The following is a 24,234-nucleotide window of genomic DNA, read 5'->3' as shown; positions in this document are numbered from 1 at the left end:
CCGGCCCCGGGCACGTACCATGGCCGTATGTCCTTCCTCCGCCGCCGCAGCGCCACTCCCGCGGGCCCGGACTTCGATGTCCTGGCCATGGACCCGGGCGACTGGCCCGGCAATCTCGGCGCCGGTCTGCTCCCCGCTCCCGACGGTTCCTGCCAGGGCGTCTTCCTGCGCTACGACCTCTTCGGCGGTCGCGGCCCCGCGATGATCATCGGCAACCTCCCGGAGGGCTCCCCGGCCCGGGAGCTCGCCGAGGGCCAGATCCCCTTCGAGGTGGCCCAGCTCCTCGCCGCCCTGGAGAACGACGAGCCGGTCGAGGTGGTCGGCACCGAGGACGTCCCCGTCATGCAGGGCGACAACCTCCTCATCGTGCGCCGCCTCAAGCTCTCCGAGAGCCGGATCTCCTGCGTCCAGTTCGACCGCAGCGACAACGTCCTGGTGACGATCGCCAGTTGGGACCGGCCGATCACCGACGACCTGTACGCGCTGCTGAAGCCGCTGCCCGCCGAGCTGTTCCAGCAGGGCTGAGCGGGGGAGCGGGGCCGATGAGCGCGCGCGTCGACGCCTGGGTCTGGGCGGTCCGGCTGACCAAGACCCGCTCCCAGGCCGCCGCGGCCTGCCGGGCCGGGCACGTCAAGGTGAACGGCGAGCGGGCCAAGCCCGCCCAGACGGTCAAGCCCGGCGACGAGGTACGGATCTTCCACGGCGGCCGGGAGCGGATCGTCGAGGTCAAGGAGCTCCACGCCAAGCGGGTCGGCCCGCCGGTTGCCGCCGAGGCGTATGTGGACAACAGCCCGCCCCCGCCGCCGCGCGAGCAGGTCGCCGTGGCCGCCGTCCGCGACCGGGGCGCCGGCCGCCCCACCAAGCGGGAGCGCCGCGAGATCGACGAACTGCGCGGCCGCCGCCCCTGAACCCGCGCCGAAGGGCCGGCCCCGGACACCCGGGACCGGCCCTTCCGCCGTCGTGCGCCGACCGTAGTGCGTCAGCGTCAGGCGGTCGGCGCGCCGGCGAAGGCGGTCGCGACCCGCGCCGCCGCCGTGCCCAGCCCCCGCGCCGTGGTCCACTCCGGAGCGACGGCGGCCGCGGAGGCGGCGGGGACGACGGGCGCGCCGGTCACCGCCGGGGCGCCTTCCCCGGGTGCCCGCCGCAGGAGCGGCGTCCCGGCGCCCGCGCGCACGTCCCCGGGGCCGTAGCGGCGGACGCTGCGGTGCCAGTGCAGCACGCCGGCCAGCCACTCCTCCAGCTCCCGCAGCCGCGCCTCGAAGGCCGCCCTGCCCTCGGCGCCGAGCCCGAAGTGCGCGTACATCAGCGGCACCTCACGCTCCTTCAGGTGCTCGTACTGGCGCAGCCGGCCGCGCATCAGCTCGTGGACCATCCCGGCGGCGGTGTCCCGGTCGACGTCGAAGAACTTCTCCAGGACCAGCACCCCGTTGTGCAGCTCGCCCTCGACCTCGACCTCCTTCTGGTAGGAGAAGAGGTCGTTGATCAGCGCCCCGTAGTCGGACACCGCGTCCTCCAGGCTGCGGACCGTGCCGGAGGCGAGCAGCTCCGGCGGCAGCACGTCGCCCGCGCGCAGGCGGCTCATCAGCAGGGTCAGCTCGGAGCCGAAGGTGCTGCGGCGCATCTCGACGTAGTCGACCGGGTCGGGCACCCGGTGCTGGAGCTGGTTGTGCAGCTCCCACAGCCAGCTCTCCAGCATCCGGTCGAGGGCGCTCCACAGCTCGGCCCGGGCCCGCGGCGACATCGGACCGGCGGTGCGCGCCCACACGTCGGCGAGCCCCCGCTCCAGCGGGTTGGCGGCGAAGCCCGGGGCGGCGGCCGGGTCGTCGACCGGCAGGCACGCCTTCAGCCGGGCGGTCTGGGCGCGGGCCCCGGCCAGGTCGCGGGCCCGCCCGAAGACCAGCGGGTAGTAGTCGTCCGCGTAGGTCCCCCAGGTCAGCCAGAGGGCGCTGAGCTCCAGCTCCTCCAGGGTGGCGTCGGGGTCGATGCCGGCCGAGCAGAGCGCCAGGTCGAAGCCCTCCATCAGGGGCCGGTCCCAGATGTCGTCGAGGAGCCCCATCGCCTCCGCCCAGTCCTCCGAGCGGCGCTTGGCCTCGGCGTGGTGCGGGCTGAGGGCCAGCGGGTAGGGGAGGTCGAAGTCGGGCAGCGGGCTGTGGCCGACGGGCTGGTGGGGAGTGTGGGTGAGGGCGCGCAGCCGGGCCTCGGCGGGCCGTCCGAAGAGGGTGTGGACGGAGGGCGCGAACAGGCCGGGGGGACCGGGGAGGGCGGCCGGCCCGTCGGCCATGCCCTCGTTCATGTAGCGGCTGGAGCGCATGTGCCATTCGTGCCCGCCGGACTGCCAGTCCTGGAGTCCCTTGGTGTACGCGGCGACGGCGGCGCACTCGGCCGGAGTGAGGCCCTCCTGCGCGGCGAGCAGGGGCACTTCGGTGAGGGCGGTGTTCTCGAACTGCTGGACCCGGGAGGTGAGCAGGTCGTTGACGGTGTTCGCGGCCTCCTGGGTGGAGCAGCCGAGGAAGTGCTCCAGGACGAGGACGCCGTTGCTGTTCTCGCCCTCCTCCTCGACCTCGCGCTGGTACGAGAAGAGGTCGTTGCGCAGGTGCACGGCGTCGGAGAAGGCGTCGCACAGGACCCGCAGCGGCCGGGAGTGCGCCACCCGGTCGGGGACCTCGGCACCGGCCGCGTACTCCACCAGTCCGGCGGACCAGGGGGCGCCGCCGACCTTGCGGCGCATCTCGATGTATTCGAGGGGGTTGGCGATCCGGCCCTCGTTGATGTTGTCGAGCTCCCAGAGGGACTCGTTGAGGAGGGCCTCGGTGGCGGTGGCGAAGCGGCGGCGCCAGCCGTCGGACATGGCGGGGACGGTGCGCCGCCACAGGTCGGCGAGGCCGGCCTCGACCGGGTTGACCGGGTCGGGCATGCCGGCCGCCGGGTCGGCGGGCATGAAGTGCGGCAGCCGGTCCAGGTACTCCTTGCCGGCCGCCCGGTCCTGGGTACGCTTGAAGACCTCCAGGAAGTGGTCGTCGAAGAAGAAGACCCACGTGTACCAGTCGGTGACGAGGTTCAGCGCCTCCTCGTCGCAGTCCGGGTGGGTGTAGGCGCAGAGCAGCGCGTAGTCGTGGGCGTCGAGGTCGGCCTGCTCCCAGACGCCGGAGCCCTCCAGCATCCCCCTCGCGCGCGCCCAGTCCCGGGTGTGCGTCCGGGCGGCCTCCACGTGCGGATTGAGCCGCGCCGGATACGGGACATAGAAATCCGGCATAACGAAGGGCTGAGGCATGTGCGGGCGGGCCTTTCCGGCGAAGGGTGCTGTTCCGGCCCAGCCTTACCCCTGCTCCGGCGCCCGGATGCGGGCTCAGGAATAGTCATACGATCACAGGAAATGGTGGCGCCGGGAACCGCTCCCGACGCCACCCCACACCTTTCGGCCAGGCCCGCTCAGCCCCGGAAGACCCGCACGTCAGCGGCCTTGACGAAGGCGACGCGATGGCCGAACTGGATCTGGTAGTACTCCTCCTGGCCGCGCACCACCCGATGACCCGACGTATCGAACGTGGGTGCGTAGAAGTACTCGCCGGGCGTCTTGAGCCCCACCACGTACCGCTGCCCCGCGAGCAGCCGGTACGGCAGCGGCGACACCGCCTGCACCGGCACCCCCGCCGGGTACGCCGACGCCTCCGGGTAGGCCCGCCCGTACACCGGCACCTCCGCCAGCCCCGCGCGCGGCGTCAGCAGCAGTCCGCGCCCGTTCACCGCCGTCGGCGCCGCCGCCGGGTTGCGGAACCACGCCTTCTGCCCCAGGTACCAGACCGCCGTCCAGTCGCCCCGGCGCTCCGCCACCGCGTAGCTCTGCCCGGTCGAGGCCCGCGCCCCGGTGTCGTTGACCCCGGTCGTCGACTCCTGCCCGCCCGGCCGCAGCCCGGCGTCCTTCACCAGCGGCGCGTCCTCGCTCGGCGCGGTGCGCAGCCGCACCGCCCCGCTGCCGTGCGGCGCGCACGCCGTCCCGGCGGTCACGCAGCCCGTGTACTCGGCGCGGTTCTCCGCGTACTCCGGACGGATCGTCACCACGGCCGCGCGCGGGCCCGCGCTCGGCGTCAGCGGCCGGCCCAGGAGCCGGAAGTAGTGCGCCCAGTCCCAGTAAGGACCCGGGTCGGTGTGCATGCCGGGGACCGAGGAGGCCACCGTGCCCGGCACGTTGTCGTGCCCGAGGACGTGCTGCCGGTCCAGCGGGATGCCGTACCGCTTCGCCAGGTACCGCACCAGCCGCGCCGAGGACCGGTACATGGCCTCCGTGTACCAGGAGTCCGGCGCCGTCAGGAAGCCCTCGTGCTCCAGGCCCACCGACTTGGCGTTCACGTACCAGTTCCCGGCGTGCCAGCCGACGTCCTTCAGCGGCAGGTGCTGCGCCACGTGCCCGTCCGAGGAGCGCAGCGAGTACTGCCAGGAGACGTACGTCGGGTCCTGCACCAGGCCCAGCGTGACGTCCCAGGTCGCCTCCGTGTCGTGGACGACGATGTAGTCGATCGACTGCGATCCGGGCCGGTCCGCCTTGTCGTGGTTGCCGTAGTCGCCGTCGCCGAACTCCTCGTACGGCGCCGGGACCCACTCGCACGCCACCGTCGGCGGGCACTCCACCGGACCGCCCGCCGGGGCGCGCAGCCCGAGCGACGCCACCTGCTCCTTCTCCGGCGCCACCGCTGGCGCGGCGGCCAGCGCCACCCGCTGCCCGCTGTCCGTGACCCGCGCCTCGCCGGTCCGGATGACGTCGAAGACGTCGTCCGCGTAGGCCGTCGCGGTGGCCGTGTCGTCGGCGCCCGAGTAGCGGGCCACCGCCCCGTACCAGTCGGCCGGGTCCGCGCTCGGCGCCCGTCCGGCCTCCCGCTGGGCCGCCGCGAGCAGCGCCGCGCCGCCCTCGATGTTCGCCGCGCTCTCCGTCCGCAGCCGCTCGGCCGGGATGCCGGTCAGCGCCGCCGCCCGCTCCAGGGTCCGCAGCCGCGCGGGCAGTTCCCCGGCCGTCGGCAGCGCCCGCGCCGCCGTCGCCGCGGTGGCGCGGGCGGGCCGGGCGGTGTCGCCCCGGGCGTCCTCGCCGCCGTCCGAGTGGTGCGGCGCGGACCGGGCCAGCGCGGTGGCCGCGTCGGTCAGGTGCATCGGCCCGTACCCGCCGGTCACGCTGGGCGCGCCGGCGTGCCCGTCCCAGCGCGACTGGAGGTACGAGACGGCGAGCAGCACGCTCTCGGGCACCCCGGTCCGTCCGGCCGCCGAGGCGAACTGGCGCTGGAGCGCGTCCGCCGCCGACGCGTCGGCACCGGCCGGCGGCGCGCCCGCGAACAGGGGCAGGAGCAGGGCCGCGGACGCGGCGGCGGAGAGCACACGTCCTCGGGACGCGGAACGGAGCAAGACGGCCTCCAGGGGTGGGGGTGACGCGGGGGGAGTGCGGGGCCGGACCCGTACAGGGAAGCGGCTCCCGGACCATCCGTCAATCACCCCTCGCCTCGGGCGAGTTCGCACGTCAGCGCGGGAATCGGGGCCGGACCGGCGGTCTTTCGCGGTGACGGCCCGCCCACCGGGGACGCGTCGGTGGTCTCGACCAATGGGACCGTCCGGCGCGGCCCGCGCCCGGGAACGGCGAAGCGCCGCACTCCCGGTGTGTCGGCACCGGGTGCGCGGCGCACCCCCCGTCTCGCGGCCGGACCGCTCAGCGCGTCCCGACCGCCGCGCGCACGGCCCGCCGTGCCATGGCGCAGTCGTCGTGCAGCCGCCTCAGCAGCAGCCGCTGTTCCTCGCCGGGGGAGAGCGCCCCCGACTGCGCCGGGGCCGCGCCCGCCGCCGGGGCCTCCCGGATCGTCCGCTGCACGGCCGTCTCGTACGTCCGGATCTCCCGCGTCAGCACCAGCATCAGGTTCACCAGGAAGGCGTCCCGGCTGGCCGGGCCCTGGTGCTGCGCCATCTGGCTGATCTGGCGCCGGGCGAGCGGCGCCTCGCCGAGGACCGTCCACAGCGTCGCCAGGTCGTAGCCCGGCAGGTACCAGCCCGCGTGCTCCCAGTCGACGAGGACCGGACCGGCGGGGGAGAGCAGGATGTTGGAGAGCAGGGCGTCGCCGTGGCAGAACTGCCCCATGCCCTGGCGGCCGCCCGCGTGGGCCAGGCCGCGCAGCAGCTTCTCCAGGTCGTCGCGGTCCCGGTCGGTGAAGAGTCCCAGCTCGTGGTAGCGGGCGATCCGGGCGGCGTAGTCGAGCGGGGCGTCGAAGGTCCCGGCCGGCGGCCGCCAGGCGTTGAGCCGGGCGATCGCCCCGAGCGCCGCCCGCACGTCGGCCCTCGGCGGGGACTCCACGGGGTGGCGGGAGAGCGCCGCGGCCCGTCCGGGCATCCGCTCGATCACCAGCACGCAGTTCTCCGGGTCCGCCGCGATCAGCCGCGGCGCCCGCACCGGCGGACGGTGGCGGACGAACGCGCGGTACGACGCTATTTCGTGCCGGAACCGCTCGGACCAGGCCGGGGAGCGGTCCAGTAAACACTTGGCGACCGCCGTGGCGCGGCCGGTGGTGCCGACGATGAGGACGGACCGGCCGCTGCGGCGCAGCACCTGCGCGGGGCGGAACTCGGGGCAGATCCGCTGCACCGAGGCGATCGCCGTCTTCAGCTGCGCGCCCTGCGGGCCGGAGAGGTCGATCCTCCCGCTGACCGGCTGGCCGCCGGGGGTCGTGCCGGGTCCGGCCGTCCACGGCCGGGGGCGCACGGCCCGCGGGGCGGGGGCGAGGTACGGTCCGGCGCCGGCCTGCACCGGCCGGGGAGGGGCGGACACGGAGGACGATGCTGTGTACATGGAGGTGACAGATCCCTTCGTGTGCCGACGAATCACGTGCGTCGCCCCCGCCCGCTTCCGGTCCGCACCCTGGGGAAAATGAGGGCCGGTCGACGGGGCGGGGTGGCGCACACCTACCTGACACCCGCGCACGGGTGGCGGAACATCCAGCGCACCCTGGCGAACCCTGGCGAATAGTCGCCAGCCCTATGACAGCGGGCTACTGTCAACTCCAGCCGAGAACCTGGGGGCTCAGACGTGACAGGGCAGACCAACACCCGCCTGGCGGACCTCTTCGGCCTGGCCGGCTGGTCCAAGGGCGAACTCGCGAGGCTCGTCAACCGGCAGGCGGCGGCCATGGGCCACCCCCAGCTCTCGACGGACACCTCACGGGTGCGGCGCTGGATCGACAAGGGGGAGACCCCGCGCGATCCCGTGCCCCGGGTGCTGGCAGCCCTGTTCACCGAGCGACTCGGCCGTGTCGTGACCATCGAGGATCTCGGGTTCGTACGACGCGGGCGTGCCGGAACGCGGCAGGCCGTCAGGAACGACGACGAGAACCCTGACGGAATGCCCTGGGCTCCCGACCGTACGGCTGCGGTCCTCTCCGAATTCACGGGAATGGACCTCATGCTCAACCGACGCGGCCTGATGGGCGCGGGCATCGTGCTCACCGCCGGCTCCGCACTCAACAGCTCCCTGAACGAATGGCTCCGCACCGAGCCCGCCCGCCCCGCCGCGGCCCCCCGCGCCGCCGGCCCCTACCCCGCCGACCCCGCCGGTTTCGACCGCTACGAGGCGGCCCCCATCGGCTCGCAGGAGATCGAGGCCCTGGAGGAGTCGGTCAAGATCTTCCGCGCCTGGGACGCCTCCCGGGGCGGCGGCCTCCAGCGCAAGGCCGTGGTCGGCCAGTTGAACGAGGTGGGCGGCATGCTCGCCTACCGGCACGCCGACCACCTCCAGCGCCGGCTGTGGGGCGTCGCCGCCAACCTCGCCGTCCTGGCGGGCTGGATGTCCCACGACGTGGGCCTGGAGCCCACCGCCCAGCGGTACTTCGTCATCGCGGCCCACGCGGCCCGCGAGAGCGGCGACCGGCCCCGCGCGGGCGAGGCGCTCTCCCGGGCCGCCCGCCAGATGGTCCACCTGGGCCGCCCGGACGACGCCCTCGACCTGATGAAGCTGGCCAAGTCCGGTGCGGGGGAGCGGCTGCTGCCGCGCACCCAGGCGATGTTCCACACCATCGAGGCGTGGGCGCAGGCGTCGATGGGCCGCAGCCAGGCGATGCGCCGCACCCTGGGCGAGGCCGAGGACCTGTTCGTCTCCGGTCCCCCGGACGAGACGCCGGACTGGATGCAGAGCTTCGACGAGGCCGACATGCACGGCATGCAGGCCCTCGCCTACCGCACCCTCGCCGACCACGACCCGGCGGCGGCGGCCCTGGCGCAGCACCACGCCCGGCTCGCCCTGGACCTGCGCAGCAAGGGCCACCAGCGCTCGCAGCTCTTCGACCACATCTCGATGGCCTCGGCCTGCTTCATCGCCGACGACCCCGAACAGGCGGACCGCTACGCCCGGTTGGCGCTCATCTCGATGGGGGAGACCTCCTCGCACCGGACCTGGCACCGGCTGCGCGAGATGTACCGGCTCACCGGGCAGTACGCGGGCCACTCGAAGATCGAGGACCTGCGGGCCGAACTCCAGGCGGAGCTGCCGAAGTCGCCGGAGGCCGAGCCGGAGACGGGGCGGGCCTGACGGCCGGGTCCGCGAAGGGCCCCGCACGGCGGTACGCGTACGCACGGAGGAGAAGGCGGCGCCCGAAGGGGACGCGGCCGGATGCCCCGTGCGCCTCTCCGGGCTGCCCGGAGGCGGTCAGGAGCCGACGCGGACGACCATCACGCAGGCGTCGTCCTCCCGGGCCTCCTCGCCGAACTCCTCCAGGACGGAGCGCAGGCACTCCCGCGCGTCCCGTGCCCCGGTCAGCCGGGGGGCGAGGGCGAGCAGCCGCTCGACACCGGCGTCGGTGTCGAACGCGCCCGGACTCCGGGTCAGGCCGTCGGTGTGGAGCACGAGCACGTCGCCGGGGCGGAGCCTGGTCTCCCGCTCCTCGTAGACGGCGCCGGAGGTCGCTCCGAGCAGCACGCCCTCCGGGCGGCGCAGCGGGCGGCCGGTGCCGTCGCGCAGGAGCAGCGGGGCGGGGTGGCCCGCCTGGGACCAGGAGAGGAGCTGGGTCGCCGGGTCGTAGCGGCAGCACAGGGCGCTGCCGAGCGCGGGCTGGACGGAGGTCTCCAGGAGCTGGTTCAGGTGGCCCATCAGGGCGCCGGGGCGGATCCCGGCCACGGCCATGCCGCGCAGCGCGCCGAGCAGCATGGCCATCGAGGAGGTCGCCGCCACGCCGTGGCCGGTGAGGTCGCCGACGGTCAGCAGGGCGTCGCCGGAGGGCAGCGTCAGCGCGTCGTACCAGTCGCCGCCGATGAGTCCGGGGGCGGCGGCGGGGAGGTAGTGGCCGGCGACGTCGAGCGGGGCGGGGCCGCCGTGGGCGAAGCGGAGCGAGCCGCGCCACGGCGGGAGGACGGCCTCCTGGAGCTCGACGGCGACCCGGTGCTCGGTGCGCTGGAGCTGTCGGCTGCGCTCCAGGCCGTCCCGGCTCTCCCGGACGGCCCGCTCGCCGCGCCGCAGTTCGCTGACGTCCCGCAGGACCGCCCACATGGAGGCGGTGGAGCCGTCGGCGTCGAGGACCGGTTCGCCGGTCATGTGGAGGGTCCGCACGCGGGCGTCGGGGCGGAGGATGCGGAACTCGCCGTCGATCGGCTTCCCGTCGATCAGGCACTCCGTCACCATCGCCTGGAGGCGCGGCTGGTCCTCGGGGAGGACCACGGTCGGCATCTCGTCCAGCGACATCGGACCCAGCTCGCCGGACCGGCCGAAGATCCGGAACAGCTCCTCGGACCAGCTCGCCTCGTCCTTCAGGAGGTTCCACTCGGCGCTGCCGACCCGGGTGAGCAGCGAGCCGGTGCGGGCCGGGGTCTCGCCGTAGGCGGCGCCCGGGGCGCCGGGGAACGACCCGTCGTAGAGGGTGCCGCCGGCCTCGGGCGGGGCGTCGGGGGAGGGCGCGCGCGGGGCGCTTCCCGGGGGATACGGCTCCGGGAGCGGTACGGCGTCCCGCCGTGCGGGTGACGTCGCCGCCGGCGCGCCGTCGCGGAGCTGGCCGAATTGTGCCTTCAGGTCGTCGAGCTGATGGAGCGCCAGTTCGCACAGCGCGCGCTGCCAGCGCCGCCGGGGATCGTCGTGATGGGCGGCGGCGTCCCGTCGTACGGCGTCCACCTCGCCGCGCAGACGGCTCGTCTGCGCGATCAGCGCGTCCACCGCACCCGGCGCCGGAGGCTGGGCGGGATGGTCCGCGAACAGAGGGGACGGCATGGTCGTACTCCGATACAGGCGCGGCGCGGCCCGGGCGGGAAGGCGGGACCTGGGGACGACTGTCGCACAGCCTCGGAGTGCCCGTAAGGCATTCGGCAACACTCGATTCGGTGGTGCTTCTGGCATATGTCAAAGGCCCGGACGTTATCGGCCACGACACGACGGGTTACGGTGCAGTCGTGGTGAGCGACGAGGCGAACGGTACGGCGGGCGCGGTGGGCCCGGACACGGGGGCGGCGACGGCGACTTCGGACGCGGCGGGGACGGCGGTCCTCCTCGCGGCGGCGCCCGCCGGACGGGGCCGGGCGATGGACGCGGCCTCCGTGCTGCCCGCGCTCGCGGCGGTGCCGCCGGGCGTCCTCACCGGCACCGCCACGGCGACGCTCGTCGAACTCGCCGACCCCGTCGACCCGCAGACCGTCCTCACCCGGCTCCGGGCCGCCGCGCAGAGCCCCGGCCCGTTCGCGCTCTACCTCGCGGGCCAGCTCCACCTCGACCGCCGGCAGCGGCTCCCGCACCTCGCCCTGGCCCGGAGCACGTCCGCCGCCCTGCGGTACACCGCGCTGCCCTGGCACTGGCTGGTCGACGCGGTGGCGGGCCGGGCGCCCGGCACCACGACCGTCGTCGCCGACCTGGCCGCCGACGCCGACGCCTGGGCCTGCCTCGCCACCACCCCGCACCTGCTCGACCCGGGCCCGCGCCCCGCCCTCTACGCCCGGGTCACCGCGCCCCCGCGCCGGGGCGACCTGACGGATCCCGCGTACCTGCGGGCCTGGGCCGAGCAGTGGCGCGCGGGCGCCCGCCCCTCCTTCCCCGCCCTCCACGCGGAGGCGGCGGCCCGCACCGGCTCGCCCCGGACACTGTTCCTGGCGCCGACGGGCGGAGCCGTACCCGCTCCCGAGGCTGTACGCCCTCCGGCCCCGGAGGCGCGACCGGTGCCGGAGGCGGCCCCGGCGCCCGTCGAGGCGCCGAAGACGCGGACCCCGGCTCCTGCTCCCGCCGTCCCGGCGCCCGCCGAGGTGCAGAAAGTGCCCGCCCCGGCGGCCGTTGAGGCTCCGAAGGTGCTCGCCCCGGCTCCTGCTCCCGCCGTTCCGGCGCCTGCCGAGGTGCCGAAGGTGCCCGAGCCCGTCGCTTCGGTACCCGTCCCGGCCCCGGCGCCCGCCCCGGCTCCTGTCGCGGCGCCGACTCCCCCCGTGCCGGCCCCCGTTCCGGACGCCGTCCCGGACCCCGTTCCCGCGCCGGTCGTGCCCGAGGCGGTGCCGCCGTTGCCCGCCGGGTTCGTGCCCGCGCCGGTGGGGGAGGCGTCCGGGACCGTGGAGCCGGTGCCCGCGCGGGAGAAGAGGGACGTCGTGGTGCCGCCGGTGCCCGCCGGGCCGCCCGTGGTGCCGCCGGGGGCGGCCGACCCGAGGCGCGCCGGGTACGGGCGGGAGCCCGCCGTGCCCGATCCGCACCCCGCGATCCTGGCCGCCGCGACGGCCGGGCGGCACGCCGAGGCGGCGGAGATGGCCGCCGCCTGGGAGCGGGACGCGCTGCGGCGGTTCGGGCCCCGGTCGGGGGAGGCGGTGCACTGGATGGAGGTCCGCGCCGACCTGGCCCGGCTCGCGGGGGAGCCGGCCCGCAGCTGCGAGCTGTGGCTCGCGGTCGCCGAGGCCCGGCTGGGGCTGCGCCAGCAGCCGGACGACCGGGACGTGGAGGGCGCGGTGGACCGGGCCCACCACCAGTGGGAGCAGATCGAGGACCCGGCCCGCGCCCGCGCCCTCGGCCCGACGCTGGTGGCGCTCCGCCGCCGGGTGCCGGGCCGCCGTCCGGGCGCCCTGGAGGCGCTCCGCCGTCGCATGCACGCCCGCTGAGCGCACCGGGGCGTCCCCACCGCGCCCGGGGGGGCCTGGTCGAGACCGTCGACGGGATCCACCTGCCGTCGGTCCGCGCCCGGAGCGCCGCGACCGGGCGACCCCGCCGTCCGATATGCGGAACGGCACCGGCAGAATGATCTTCATGTCACAGACGAACACGCCGACGACCGCCGGTCCCGCCGACGCCCCGCTGGTCGGTGCCGCTCTGGCGCGGGCCTTCGACGGCGACCCGATGATGCGCTGGTTCTTCCCCGACGACACCACCCGCCCGGACGGCCTCGGCCGCTACTTCACCACCCTCTTCACCCGGCAGTACGCGCCGCACGGCGTCTGCGAGCGGACCGCCTCCGCCGCCGCCTTCTGGGTCTCGCCCGAGGGCGCCGACAAGGCCGTCCCCGACGCGGAGACCATCGGACTGCTCACCGGCATCCTCGGCGACCGCGCCCCCCTCTTCCGGGACGCCGTCCAGGCCGCCGCGGCCCACGGGCCCCAGGAGCCCCACTGGTACCTCGCGGTCCTCGGCGCCGACCCGGCCGCCCAGGGGCAGGGGCACGGTTCCGCGCTGCTCCGCTCGGGCCTCGCCAAGGCCGACGCCGACGGCCTGCCGGTGTACCTGGAGTCCTCCAAGGCCGAGAACCTGCCGGTCTACCGGCACTTCGGCTTCGAGGTCCTGGGCGAGTTCGCGCTCCCCGGCGGCGGCCCCACGCTGTGGGCGATGCGCCGCCCGCCCCGCCCCGCCGCCTGACCCGGCCCCCTCCGGCCCGGCGGGCCCGTCCTGCGATGATGCGGGGCATGACCGTCTCCCCGCCGTGCCGCCCGGCCGCCCCCGCGGCCCCGCCGAAGGTCCCGCCCGGGGGCGTGCTGAGGACCGAGCGGCTGCTCCTGCGGCCCGTGCGCGGCGCCGACGTTCCCGCCGTCACCCGGCTCTGGACCGACCCCGAGGTGCGCCGCCACCTCGGCGGCCCGGTCGTGGAGCAGGTCGTCCGGATCCGGCAGCGGCGGATCGTCGGGGCCGCCGGAGCCCGCGCGGTGGTCCGCGCCGAGGACGGCGCCGTCCTCGGCCTGGTCACCGTGGAGGCCGCCGGGCGGGGCGGCGAGACCGAGGTCTCGTACCAGTTCCTGCCCGAGCACTGGGGCAGCGGCTACGCCCGCGAGGCGGTGGCCGCCGCCGTCGCCCGGGTCCTGGAGACCGCGCCCAGCGTCGTCGCCGTCACCCAGGAGGCCAACGCCCGCTCCCGCCGCCTCCTGGAGACCGTCGGCCTGGAGCACGCCGAGTCCTTCGTGGAGTGGGACGCCCACCAGGTCCTCTACCGCCGCCGCGCCGCCCGCACCGAGGAGCCGTAGCCCCGTGTCCTTCCTGGTGATCGGCGAGTGCGTCGCCGACGTGGTCCGCGCCCCCGGTGCCGCCGACGCCGTCCATCCCGGCGGCAGCCCCGCCAACGTCGCCTTCGGCCTCGCCCGGCTGGGCCGCGCGACGACCCTCCTCACCCAGCTCGCCGACGATCCGTACGGCCGGATCCTCGCGGACCACCTCACCGGGGCGGGCGTCCGGCTCGTGATCGGGGGCGTGCCGGAGCGCACCCCCTCGGCCGTCGTCACCCTCGACGGGCACGGCCGGGCCTCGTACGCCTTCGACATCGGCTGGACCCTGACCGCCGAGGAGCCGCCGCCGGCCGCGCGCCCGGTCCGGCACGTCCACCTCGGCTCGATCGGGGCCGCCGTCGCCCCCGGCGCCGGGCAGGTGCTGGCCCTCGTCCGACGGCTGCGGCCCGCCGCCACCGTCAGCTACGACCCGAACGTGCGGCCCGCGCTGATGGGGGAGCGCGCGGCGGCCGTGGCGCGGGCCGAGGAGTGCGCGGCCCTCGCCGACGTGGTGAAGGCGAGCGACGAGGACCTCGCCTGGCTGTATCCGGGGGAGCCCGCCGAGGCGGTGGCGGCGCGCTGGCTGGCCCTCGGTCCGGCCCTCGTCCTCGTCACCCGGGGCGCCGACGGGGCGCTCGCGGTGACCCGGGAGCACCGGGCGGCCGTCGCGGCCCCGGCCGTCGCCGTCGCCGACACGGTCGGCGCGGGCGACTCCTTCATGTCCGCCGTCCTCGACGCGCTCGCGGGCACCGGCCGCGCCGGGCTCGCCGCGCTCGGCGCCGACCGGCTCGCGGAGCTGCTGGCCCGCGCGAGCGCCGCCGCGGCCGTCACCGTCTCCCGCGCGGGCGCCCGGCCCCCGGACCGGGCCGAGCTCGACGCGGCCCTCGGCGGCGCCCCGGCCTGAGCCGGACCGGACCGGTCAGCCGGTCATCCGGTCGTCGGTCCGGAGGTCCGCCGCGTCCGGATGCCCGTCCGGATGTCCGGACGCGGCGGACGGCGGCGCTCCCGGGGGAGGCGCCGCCGTCCGGGCGGAGAGGCCGCGGCCTCACGTCCCGCGCTTGCTCATCAGCAACCCGCCCGCGGTGAGGGCGAACAGGCAGACGCACGCGCCCGCGATGACGTTGCTGAGCACCATGCCGGTGTCGGGGCTCCGGGTGACGACCCACGGGGCCACGATCGTCCAGGCGCCGAGCAGCAGGACCACGAAGTTGAGGTCCTGGGAGCGCTCGGGGGCCATCGACATGCACAGGCCGAGGACCGCGAGGGCGATGCCGACGATCAGGTTGGTGAGGGCCAGTTCCGGCCGGGCGGCCGCGAAGTGGACGGTGTACGCGGAGACCGCGATCCAGACGCCGGAGAGGATGACGAGCTCCTCCACGGCCGCCACTCCTCTGGTCTGCAGGATCTGCGCGTAGCGCTCCCGCATCTCCGTCGCGTCGGGGTGTCCCGAGATGTCACCGGGACGGTGAGAGACATCGGCCATGTGACTCGCCTCCTTGCTGGCGTACTGCGTGTCGGACCGCGCTCGCGGCACGAATGCCGCATGTCCATTGTGCTCTTACATGTCCTTTATGTGAAGGGGGAACGGGAAGCGATCGGCCCTCCGGCGTAGGCTGGGAGAGGACTCGGGCGGAACCGCTCACCGCCGGGAGGCGGAGACGATGGCCGGCATCGTACGAAGAAGCTTCGACTCAGCGGACGAGACCCGTCCCTTCGCGGACGGCAAGGGCAGGATGGATCTGCTCTCCACCGATCACGGCCCCGTCGGACGCGCCGTGTTCGAACCCGGCTGGCACTGGTCCGAGCACGTGGGGCCGATCGCCGGGACAGACAGCTGCCGGGCGTCGCACGCCGGATACGTGGTCGGCGGCCGGATGCGGGTCGTCATGGACGACGGCGAGGAGGGCGAGGTGGGCCCCGGCGACTTCATGCAGATCGCCCCCGGGCACGACGCGTGGGTGCTCGGCGACGAGCCCTGCGTGGTCGTCGACTGGGTCGGCTTCGGCGACTACGCCCGGGCCGGCTGAGCCCGGCCCCCTCGCGGGGCGAGGACGGGACGAAGGCGGTGGCGGGGCGGACGGCGCGTCGGCAGCGGCGATCCGCCCCGCCACCGGCGTGTCCCCCCCGCCGTCGGCGCGCCCGCCCCGTTACCGGCGCGTCAGGCCGCCGGCTGCTCCGTCGAGGCGCCCGACGCGACGCCGAAGGACGGCTCCGGGACCGAGGACGGCTCCAGGAGTTCCGACGCGCGGCCGTCGACGCCCACCGGCACGTCGCCGTCGATGGTCACCCGGCGCAGCTTGCGGTCGTGGTCGTCGGAGTCGTCCACCCCGTAGTGCTGGGTGGCGCGGTTGTCCCAGATCGCCACGTCGCCCGCCTCCCACTGCCAGCGGACCGTGTTCTCCGGACGCTCCACGTGCGACTGGAGGAGCTGGACCAGGGCACGGGAGTCGGCGCCGGTCAGCCCGCTGATCCGCTGCACGAAGTTGCCCAGGAGCAGGGTGCGTTCGCCGGTCTCCGGGTGGACCCGGACGACCGGGTGCTCGGTGAGGAACTTCGTCGACGCGAAGACGTCGCGGAAGCGGGCGAGCCGCTCCGGGACGGCGTCGGGGCGCAGCGCCGCGTAGTCGTACGCGTTGGAGTGGACGGCCCGCAGGGCGTCGGCGAGGTTCCGCAGCGGCTCGGGCAGGTTCTCGTACGCGGTGGCGGTGTTGGCCCAGAGGGTGTTGCCGCCGTACGGCGGGACGACGACGGCGCGCAGGATGGAGAAGGCCGGGTAGGCGGGGACGAAGGTGACGTCGGTGTGCCACTGGTTGGCGCGGGCGCCGTGGTCGGAGTCGATCGGGAAGGAGTAACGCCCGTCGGTGGACGGCACGGTGGGGTGCGCGACCGGCGTGCCGAGGAGCCGGCCGAACGCCTCGTGGGCCTCCTCGTCCAGGTGGTCCTGGCCGCGGAAGAAGACCACCTTGTGGGCGAGGAGCGCGGAGCGGATCTCCGCCACGGTCTCGGGGGCGAGGTCGCCGCCGAGGCGGACGCCGGAGATGACGGCCCCGAGCCGGCCGCCGACCTTGCGGACGGTGACGGTGGGGGCGGTGACGCTGGGGGCGGGAGCGGTGGCGGTGGTCATGACGTGTGTTCCTTTCGGGTGCGGAACGCTCGGGGAGGCCCCCGGCCCGTACGGACGTCCGTACGCGGGAGGGCGGGTGGTGCTGTCGGGCAATTAATCCCGGAGCGGAAGTAATGGGGGTGTGCGAAGACCCAAGGGGCGGAACGGAAGGGGCGCCGGGCCGCCGGGGGTACGGCTCCGGTGGACGGGGCCGTACGAGAGGGCGGAGGCGCGGGGGCGGTGTGCGCCGGCCCCGGGAGGGTCGCGAGGGTCAGGCGCCGGTGACGGCCGGACAGGAGGTGGTCGCGAACATGTCCCGGAGCCTGGCAGCGCCCGCCGGAGGGCGTCAAGCGCCGGAACGCGCTTCCGGGGAGCCGGCGGGGCACCGGAACCGGCCTTCCTCGGCAGTCGTCGCGGTGCGCCAGAGAATCCTCAATTACCCTGTTCCATGCGGGAGTTGCTGATACGGGAGGGGAGTCGTGCGCGGTGCGAGGACGGTGCTTCCGGCCACCCGTCCCGGCCCCGGGCGAATTCACGCCCCCGCAACAGTTCCCCCTTCCCGGAGGATTCCGGCGACACTTCACCTCTCTCCTCCCGGACGGACCGCCGCCACCGGCCCCGCCCCGCGCACACGCGCCGCACCCCCGTGCCGGGCCCGGCGCCGCACCCCGCGTCTGGTGCGCCGGTCAGCCGGCCGACCGGCCGGGAAGGGGCCCGGGGCGGACGCCGCGTGCGAGCCCGGGCGGAGAGTGAAGACCACCCCGGGGCGGACCCCGGGGCGGAGACGACGGAGAGGAAGCGATGACGAGTACGCCCCCAGGACCCCGGATGGCCGGCGACGGCCGGCGGGAGGCGAACGCGGCGACCGTGCTGCGGACCGTCCTCGACCACGGCCCGGTCTCCCGCAGCGCCGTCGCCCGGCTCTCCGGCCTCAGCCCGGCCGCCGTCTCCCGCCAGGCCACCGACCTCACCCGGCTCGGCCTCCTGCGCGAGCTGCCCGAGCCCGCCGGGAGCGGGGGAGTGGGCCGCCCGCAGATCCCCGTCGACCTGCACCTCGGCACCGGCGGCGGGCCGGTCGTGGCCGCCCTCCACCTCGGTGTGCCCGCCTCCACCCTCGCCCTCGTGGACCTGCGCGGCCGGGTCCTCGCCCGGCGCCGGCACCCGCACGCGGGGATCGCGCCCGACCGGATCCCCGGCGCGGTCGGCGCCGAACTGCGCGCCTTCCTGCGGCGGTACGCCTCCGGCCGCCCGCTGCTCGGGGTCGGCGCCGCGATCGGCGGCCGGGTCGACCCCGCCGCCGGGGTCGTCGTCCGGCACGACGCCCTCGGCTGGCGCCACCGCCCCTTCGCCGCCGAGCTCTCCCGCGCCCTGGGCGGCCCGGCCGTCCGGCTGGACAACCACGCCCGCGCGATCGCCCAGTCCGAGATCCTCTTCGGCCGCCCCGCCGCCCGCCGCAGCCTCGTCCACCTCTTCGTCGGCAACGTCGTGGACGCCGCCGTCGGCCTGGCCGGCGTCGTGCACCGGGGGCCCGGCGCGGCCGCCGGGGACGTCGCCCACCTGCCCGTGCCCGACTCCACCGCCCCCTGCCCCTGCGGCCGTTCCGGCTGCCTGGAGGCCACCGCCTCCAACACCGCCCTCGAACGGACCGCCGTCCGGCGCGGCATCGTCCCCGAGCCCGACACCGGACTCGTGATCGACGCCGCCGCCGCGGGGGACCGGCGGGCCGACCGGCTGCTGCGCGAGCGGGCCCGCGCGGTCGGCCGGGCCACCGCCCTGCTCCTCGACGTCCTCAACCCCGACCTGGTGGTCGTCACCGAGCAGGCCAGCGTCCTCGAACCGTCCTACCTGGAGGAGATCCGGGGCGCCGCGATCGACCACTCGCACGTCTGCGACGACCCCGAACGGATCGTCAGTCCACATGCCGGACCGGCCACGCTTCCCGTCGCGGCGGGCACGGTTCTGCTGAATCCCCTGTTCAAAAGGCCCCTTGAGACGGTCGGAGAGCTCCTGCGCGGAGGGGTCTTCCACTGAGGTCGTCTCAAAATGCGGGCAAGGCCGGTTGACCGGCTCTCGGAGCCGCTGTCATATTGCTCCCGTGAATCCGGACATGCGCCTCATCTCCCGCAGGCACGTCGACCTCTGTCGGCACGCCAGCGCGGTCTGTGCCGTCCGCGTCTGATCCCCGGCGCGGCCGTTCCCGCCGCGCTCCCCGCCGCCCCCGCCGCTGACCCCGGGCCGTCCCCGGCCGGTCCGCGGCCCCCGGCGGCGCCGCCCTCCCCGGGCTTCCCGCCCCGCACGCGCCCGCCCCGTCCGACCCGGACCGGGGCCGTGCCGCGCACCCTCCGGCCGGCCGCGAGCGCCCCCGTGCGTCCCTCCGCGCCCCCGGCCGCCCCTCATTCCTCCCGCAGCGGAAGAAACCCACTCCGCCGAGCGGCCCGACCTCCTCCAGGCAGGCACCGATGACCGAGCTGCACCCCTCCACGCCCACCGCCCCCTCCCGGCGCACCACCCTGCGCGCCGCCGCCGGCGGCACCCTGCTCCTCGGCCTGGGCCTGACCGGCTGCCGCTCGGCCGTCGCCGAGGCGGAGGCCCCGGCGACCGGAGCCGCCGGACCGAAGCGCGGCGGCACCCTCACCGTCGCCGTCAACACCGACTTCACGCCCGCCCTGCTCTTCGCCCAGAGCGGCCAGTCCCTCCAGCACCGGCTGATCTACAACACCCTCACCCGCTACGACGACCGGCTGGAGCCCCGGCCCGAGCTCGCCACCTCCTGGGAGTACGCGCCCGACGGCCGCGCCCTCACCCTCAAGCTCCGCACCGGCGTCGTCTTCCACGACGGCCGCCCCTTCACCGCCGACGACGTCGTCTTCGCCGTCAAGAACCTCCAGAACCCGGTCCGGGCCGCCCAGTTGAGGTCCACCGCCGCCGCCGTCACCGGCTTCGAGAAGCGCGGCGACCACGAACTCACACTCCGCCTCGCCCACCCCGTCAACAACCTCTTCGACCTCTTCGAATTCATGATCATCACGGATCGGAACAGCGTCGAGGACGCGGTCGCGGGCAAGCGGCTCAACGGCACCGGCCCCTTCCGCCTCGCCTCCTGGCGCCCCGGCACCGGCCTCAGCCTCACCCGCAACGAGAAGTACTGGCAGCCCGACCGCCCCCACCTCGACGGCGTCGAACTCCGCGTCATCCCCCAGGCCGACGCCCTCGTCTCCTCCCTGCGCACCGGCCAGTCCCAGCTCTCCTACGCCGTCCCCGGCCGCAACCTCTCCACCGTCACCGCCGTCCCCGAACTCTCCGTCACCCAGTACGACACCGGCGGCGGCGCCTCCTACCTCGGCGTCAACACCTCCGTCGACCCCCTCGGCGACAAGACCGTCCGCCAGGCCCTCGCCTGGGCCGTCGACCGCGAACGCGTCCTCAGCCAGGTCCTCGGCGGCTACGGCCTCGCCTCCGCCACCCCCTGGCCCAAGTCCTCGCCCGCCTTCACCGAAGCCGGCCGCACCCACTACCGGCACGACCCGGGCAAGGCCCGCGAACTGCTCCGCTCCGCCGGCCACACCCGCCTCGACCTCCCCCTCCTCCACGTCAACCTGCCCGGCGAGACCGCGCTCGCCGAGGCCGTCCAGTACGACCTGAAGCAGATCGGCGTCCACGTCACCCTCGAACCCACCGACGCCGCCACCGCCCAGAAGCGGCTCATCTCCCAGACCATGCCCGCCCTCTGGGCCATGGGCCACAGCTTCTCCCAGGTCCAGCCCTCCACCCTGGCCGTCAGCGCCTACCCCTTCAACGCCGCCAAGAACACCTCCCGCTTCCGCTCCGAGACGTACAGCCGGACCGTCCGCGAGGCGTGGACCAGCCGGGCCACCGGCGCCGAGGCCAACGCCCTGCGGCAGCGGGTCACCGACACCCTCCTCGACGAGGCGTTCATCATCGACCTCGTCATCCGGGGCAGCGTCCAGGTCGCCTCCAAGAAGCTCCACGGCGCCACCCTCAACAAGTTCTCCTACCTCAACCTCGACGACGCCTACCTGGCGGCCTGACGTGCGCGGACTCCTCCTGCGGAAGCTCCCCTCCGCCCTCCTCGTCCTCTTCGCCGCCTCCGTCCTCGTCTTCGGCGTCCTGCGGCTCGTCCCCGGCGACCCCGCCGCCGTCCTCGCCGGCCCCGACGCCGGACCCGAGGTCCTGGCCGCCGTCCGGGCCCGCCTCGGCCTCGACGACCCGCTGCCCGTCCAGTACCTCGACTGGATCGGCGGACTCCTCACCGGCGACCTCGGCCCCTCCTACGTCATCGGCGGCGAGACCGCCGACCTCATCACCGACGGCCTCGGCGCCACCACCGAACTCACCCTCGGCGCCCTGCTGTTCGCCGTCCTCATCGGCGGCACCCTCGGCATCCTGGGCGCCACCGCCCGCCGCCCCTGGACCCGCGGCGCCGTCCGCTCCCTCACCACCGCCGCCCTCGCCGTCCCCCCGTACGTCAGCGGCGTCCTCCTCGTCCTCCTCTTCGCCGTCCTCCTCGGCGTCCTGCCGCCCGGCGGCCGCGTCCCCCTCCTCACCGCCCCCGACCTCGGTGTCCAGTACCTGCTGCTGCCCGCCCTCTGCCTCGCCCTGCCCAGCGCCGCCGTCCTCGGCCGCTACCTGGAGGACAGCCTCCGCCGCGCCCTCGCCGAGGACCACGTCCGCACCGCCACCGCCGCCGGCATCGCCCCCCGCCGCATCCTGTGGCGGCACGCCCTCCCGCACGCCCTGCCGCCCGTCGTCACCCTCCTCGGCATCCAGACCGGCCACCTCCTCGGCGGCGCCGTCCTCGTCGAGGCGATCTTCGCCTGGCCCGGCCTCGGTCAGCTCGCCGAACAGGCCCTGGTCCGCCGCGACTACCCCGTCGTCCAGGACCTCCTGCTCCTCCTCGTCGCCGTCTTCGTCCTCGTCCAGCTCCTGTCCGACCTCGTCCACGCCCGGCTCGACCCCCGGATCAGGTGGGAGTGACCGCCATGACCAGCACCCTGCCCGCCCCCGCCGCGACCGGCGAGAAGGCCGCCCGCCGCCCCCGCCACCCGTACCTCACCGCGCTCGCCACCGCCCGCGGCCGCACCGGCCTCGCCCTCGTCGGCCTCGTCGTCCTCGCCGGACTCCTCGCTCCGCTCCTCGCCGGGCACCCGCCCACCGACCAGAGCGGCCTCACCCTCGCCCCGGTCGGCACCCCCGGCCACCCCCTCGGCACCGACGACCTCGGCCGCGACCTGCTCTCCCGGCTCCTGTACGGCATCCGCGCCGACCTCGGCATCATCGCCGCGGCCGTCCCGCTCGGCGCCGCCCTCGGCTGCCTCCTGGCCCTGGCCGCCGCCGCCCACCCGGCCGCCGACACCGCCGTCCAGCGCCTCTTCGACCTGATCCTCGCCTTCCCCGGCCTCATCCTCGCGCTCGCCGTCACCGCCGCCCTCGGCCCCGGCCGGCTCCCCGTCGTCCTCGTCATCGCCCTCGCCGAGATCCCCGTCTTCGGCCGGCTCCTGCGCACCGGCATCCTCGCCCAGCGCGGCCGCGAGTACGTCACCGCCGCCCGCGTCGGCGGCAGCTCCGGCCGCCGGATCCTCACCCGGCACGTCCTGCCCAACGCCGCCGACCCGCTCGTCGTGCAGATCGCCGTCTCCCTCACCGTCGCCGTCTTCCTCGAAGGCGCCATGAGCTTCCTCGGCGTCGGCGTCCGGCCCCCCGAGCCCACCCTCGGAGCCGTCCTCAGCCAGTCCATGCCCCACCTCGCCCAGGCCCCGCACTTCGCCGCGGGCCCCCTCGTCACCGTGACCGCCCTCGTCCTCGGCCTCTCCCTCGTCGCGGAGGCGCTCAACCGGGAGATACGCCGATGACCACCCCGCTGCTCGACGTCCGCGACCTCGACGTCACCTTCACCACCCCCGACGGCCCCGGCCTGCGCGCCGTCCGGGGCGTCTCCTTCACCCTCCGCAGGGGCGAGACCCTCGCCGTCGTCGGCGAGTCCGGCTCCGGCAAGTCCACCACCGCCCTCGCCCTGCTCCGCATGCTCCCCGGCACCGGCCGGATCACCGGCGGCTCGGTCCGCCTCGACGGCACCGAACTCACCACCGCCCCCGAGGACGAGCTGAGGGCCGTCCGCGGCACCCGGATCGGCATGGTCTTCCAGGACCCGATGACCGCCCTCAACCCCGTCCTCACCATCGGCCGCCAGCTCGACGAGGTGCTGCGCGCCCACGGCGGCCGCGACCGGGCCGCCCGCCGCGCCCGCGCCCTCGAACTCCTCTCCCTCGTCGGCATCCCCGACCCGGCCCGCCGCGTCGACGACCACCCGCACCGGTTCTCCGGCGGCCAGCGCCAGCGCGTCCTCATCGCCCTCGCCCTCGCCGGCGAACCCGACGTCCTCGTCGCCGACGAACCCACCACCGCCCTCGACGCCACCGTCCAGGACCAGATCCTCACCCTCCTCGGCGACCTCACCCGCACCACCGGCACCGCCCTCCTCCTCATCACCCACAACCTCGGCGTCGTCGCCCGCACCTGCGACCGCGTCCTCGTCATGTACGGCGGCACCGTCGTCGAGGACGGCCCCACCGCCGAGGTCCTCGCCCGCCCCCGCCACCCCTACACCGCCGGCCTCCTCGCCGCCGTCCCCCGCCTGTCCACCCCCTCCGGCACCCGCCTCACCGGCATCCCCGGCACCCCGCCCGACCTGAGCCTCCCGCTCGCCGGCTGCGCCTTCGCCGCCCGCTGCGCGCTCGCCGAGGACCGCTGCCGCACCGCGGCGCCGCCGCTCACCGCCCTCGCCACCGCCGCCGGTCCCGTCCGGGCCGCCTGCCACCCCGCCGCCGAACGGAGCGTCCCGCTGCCCCCGCCCCCGCCGCCGGTCCGCGCCGAACGCCCCGCGCCCGGCCCCGTCGTGCTGGCCGCCGAGGAGCTGCGCAAGACCTACCGGGGCCGGGGCCGCCACCGGCACACCGCCCTCGACGGCGTCTCCCTCACCCTGCGCGCCGGCGAGACCCTCGGCATCGTCGGCGAGTCCGGCTCCGGCAAGTCCACCCTCGCCCGGATCCTCGCCCACGCCGACCCCGCCGACGCCGGCCGGATCCTCCTCGACGGCCAGGACGTCACCCGGCCCGGCCGCACCGCCCTGCACGCCGTCCGCCGCCGCGTCCAGATGGTCTTCCAGGACCCCTACGCCTCGCTCGACCCGCGCATGACCGCAGGCGACATCGTCGCCGAACCCCTGCGCGCCTTCGGCATCGGCACCCCCGCCGACCGGCCCGCCCGCGTCGCCGCCCTGCTGCGCACCGTCGGCCTCGACCCGGCCGCCGCCGACCGCCTCCCCCGCGCCTTCTCCGGCGGCCAGCGCCAGCGGATCGGCATCGCCCGCGCCCTCGCCCCCGAACCCGCCGTCCTCCTCTGCGACGAACCCGTCTCCGCCCTCGACGTCTCCGTCCAGGCCCAGATCACCGGCCTCCTCACCGACCTCCAGCGCGACCTCGGCCTCGCCCTCGTCTTCATCGCCCACGACCTCGCCGTGGTCCGCCAGGTCAGCCACCGCATCGCCGTCCTGCACGACGGCCGGATCGTCGAGGAGGGCGACGCCGACGAGATCTGCGAACGCCCCCGCGCCGCCTACACCCGCGCCCTGCTCGCCGCCGTCCCCGAACCCGTGCCCGCCGCCCGCGCCGAGGAGTTCGCCGCGTGAA

The 24,234-nt window shown here is 75.8% G+C and carries 20 protein-coding genes; 14 read left to right on the top strand and 6 right to left on the bottom strand.

What is annotated here, in order from left to right; translation table 11 throughout:
- Positions 1-27: 27 nt before the first annotated feature.
- Both IE219_RS20340 and IE219_RS20335 read left to right on the top strand, forming a co-directional pair.
- On the top strand, positions 28-525 hold the full coding sequence (locus tag IE219_RS20340; RefSeq protein ID WP_189979463.1) for a hypothetical protein: 498 nt from the start codon (positions 28-30) through the stop codon (positions 523-525).
- Between the two features lie 17 nt (positions 526-542).
- The gene (locus tag IE219_RS20335) at positions 543-908 is read left to right on the top strand and encodes an RNA-binding S4 domain-containing protein (RefSeq protein ID WP_189979462.1); all 366 of its coding nucleotides are present in this window, start codon (positions 543-545) and stop codon (positions 906-908) included.
- Positions 909-985: 77 nt separating this feature from the next.
- Here IE219_RS20335 and IE219_RS20330 read toward each other — a convergent pair whose 3' ends face one another.
- The 3 genes from IE219_RS20330 to IE219_RS20320 all read right to left on the bottom strand — a co-directional run bounded on the left by IE219_RS20330 (position 986) and on the right by IE219_RS20320 (position 6,814).
- On the bottom strand, positions 986-3,271 hold the full coding sequence (locus IE219_RS20330; RefSeq protein ID WP_229849886.1) for a terpene synthase family protein: 2,286 nt from the start codon (positions 3,269-3,271) through the stop codon (positions 986-988).
- A 158-nt stretch (positions 3,272-3,429) separates the two neighbouring features.
- A complete protein-coding gene (locus IE219_RS20325) occupies positions 3,430-5,361 on the bottom strand; it encodes an N-acetylmuramoyl-L-alanine amidase (RefSeq protein ID WP_229849885.1) in 1,932 nt (643 codons plus the stop codon).
- Positions 5,362-5,686: 325 nt separating this feature from the next.
- On the bottom strand, positions 5,687-6,814 hold the full coding sequence (locus IE219_RS20320) for an aminoglycoside phosphotransferase family protein (RefSeq protein WP_189979458.1): 1,128 nt from the start codon (positions 6,812-6,814) through the stop codon (positions 5,687-5,689).
- A 237-nt stretch (positions 6,815-7,051) separates the two neighbouring features.
- Between IE219_RS20320 and IE219_RS31855 the strand changes: the two genes are divergently transcribed.
- Positions 7,052-8,545, top strand: coding sequence for a DNA-binding protein NsdB (locus tag IE219_RS31855; protein WP_229849884.1), 1,494 nt, complete (start codon positions 7,052-7,054; stop codon positions 8,543-8,545).
- Positions 8,546-8,662: 117 nt separating this feature from the next.
- On the opposite strand, the gene IE219_RS20305 is transcribed toward IE219_RS31855, so the two are convergent.
- Positions 8,663-10,210: a PP2C family protein-serine/threonine phosphatase gene (locus tag IE219_RS20305; protein WP_189979455.1), complete on the bottom strand. Its 1,548-nt coding sequence runs from the start codon at positions 10,208-10,210 to the stop codon at positions 8,663-8,665.
- Between the two features lie 179 nt (positions 10,211-10,389).
- Here IE219_RS20305 and IE219_RS20300 point away from each other — a divergent pair, with 179 nt between their 5' ends.
- The 4 genes from IE219_RS20300 to IE219_RS20285 all read left to right on the top strand — a co-directional run bounded on the left by IE219_RS20300 (position 10,390) and on the right by IE219_RS20285 (position 14,329).
- Entirely contained in the window at positions 10,390-12,060 is a 1,671-nt protein-coding gene (locus tag IE219_RS20300) for a hypothetical protein (protein WP_229849900.1), read from the top strand.
- Positions 12,061-12,205: 145 nt separating this feature from the next.
- The gene (locus IE219_RS20295; protein WP_189979452.1) at positions 12,206-12,808 is read left to right on the top strand and encodes a GNAT family N-acetyltransferase; all 603 of its coding nucleotides are present in this window, start codon (positions 12,206-12,208) and stop codon (positions 12,806-12,808) included.
- 47 nt (positions 12,809-12,855) lie between these two features.
- Positions 12,856-13,407, top strand: a complete 552-nt coding sequence (locus tag IE219_RS20290) for a GNAT family N-acetyltransferase (protein ID WP_189979450.1) — start codon at positions 12,856-12,858, stop codon at positions 13,405-13,407.
- 4 nt (positions 13,408-13,411) lie between these two features.
- Positions 13,412-14,329, top strand: a complete 918-nt coding sequence (locus IE219_RS20285) for a carbohydrate kinase family protein (RefSeq protein ID WP_189979448.1) — start codon at positions 13,412-13,414, stop codon at positions 14,327-14,329.
- A 141-nt stretch (positions 14,330-14,470) separates the two neighbouring features.
- On the opposite strand, the gene IE219_RS20280 is transcribed toward IE219_RS20285, so the two are convergent.
- Positions 14,471-14,908: an SPW repeat protein gene (locus IE219_RS20280; protein WP_189979446.1), complete on the bottom strand. Its 438-nt coding sequence runs from the start codon at positions 14,906-14,908 to the stop codon at positions 14,471-14,473.
- A 178-nt stretch (positions 14,909-15,086) separates the two neighbouring features.
- Between IE219_RS20280 and IE219_RS20275 the strand changes: the two genes are divergently transcribed.
- The gene (locus IE219_RS20275) at positions 15,087-15,452 is read left to right on the top strand and encodes a cupin domain-containing protein (RefSeq protein WP_189979443.1); all 366 of its coding nucleotides are present in this window, start codon (positions 15,087-15,089) and stop codon (positions 15,450-15,452) included.
- Between the two features lie 131 nt (positions 15,453-15,583).
- Here the strand turns inward: IE219_RS20275 and IE219_RS20270 are convergent, their stop codons facing one another.
- Positions 15,584-16,549 carry a TauD/TfdA dioxygenase family protein gene (locus IE219_RS20270; RefSeq protein WP_189979441.1) on the bottom strand — a complete coding sequence of 322 codons (966 nt, stop codon included), beginning with the start codon at positions 16,547-16,549 and terminating at the stop codon, positions 15,584-15,586.
- A 780-nt stretch (positions 16,550-17,329) separates the two neighbouring features.
- Between IE219_RS20270 and IE219_RS20265 the strand changes: the two genes are divergently transcribed.
- The 6 genes from IE219_RS20265 to IE219_RS20245 all read left to right on the top strand — a co-directional run bounded on the left by IE219_RS20265 (position 17,330) and on the right by IE219_RS20245 (position 24,233).
- Positions 17,330-18,559 (top strand): ROK family transcriptional regulator, encoded by a 1,230-nt coding sequence (locus IE219_RS20265; RefSeq protein ID WP_189979440.1) that lies wholly within the window; start codon positions 17,330-17,332, stop codon positions 18,557-18,559.
- A gap of 76 nt (positions 18,560-18,635) precedes the next feature.
- A complete protein-coding gene (locus IE219_RS32570) occupies positions 18,636-18,707 on the top strand; it encodes a putative leader peptide (RefSeq protein WP_356725282.1) in 72 nt (23 codons plus the stop codon).
- 280 nt (positions 18,708-18,987) lie between these two features.
- Entirely contained in the window at positions 18,988-20,577 is a 1,590-nt protein-coding gene (locus tag IE219_RS20260; protein ID WP_189979438.1) for an ABC transporter substrate-binding protein, read from the top strand.
- Between the two features lies 1 nt (position 20,578).
- A complete protein-coding gene (locus tag IE219_RS20255) occupies positions 20,579-21,523 on the top strand; it encodes an ABC transporter permease (protein ID WP_189979436.1) in 945 nt (314 codons plus the stop codon).
- A gap of 5 nt (positions 21,524-21,528) precedes the next feature.
- Entirely contained in the window at positions 21,529-22,398 is an 870-nt protein-coding gene (locus IE219_RS20250; protein ID WP_189979433.1) for an ABC transporter permease, read from the top strand.
- Positions 22,395-24,233, top strand: coding sequence for an ABC transporter ATP-binding protein (locus tag IE219_RS20245; protein WP_189979431.1), 1,839 nt, complete (start codon positions 22,395-22,397; stop codon positions 24,231-24,233). Before IE219_RS20250 ends, IE219_RS20245 begins: the two co-directional genes overlap by 4 nt.
- The last annotated feature ends 1 nt before the right edge of the window (position 24,234 follow it).

Origin of the sequence: Streptomyces termitum, assembly GCF_014650175.1 — a bacterium.
GTDB lineage: Bacteria > Actinomycetota > Actinomycetes > Streptomycetales > Streptomycetaceae > Streptomyces > Streptomyces termitum.
The sequence above is the reverse complement of the archived record's forward strand: the minus strand, read 5'-3'. Positions and strand labels throughout refer to the sequence as shown.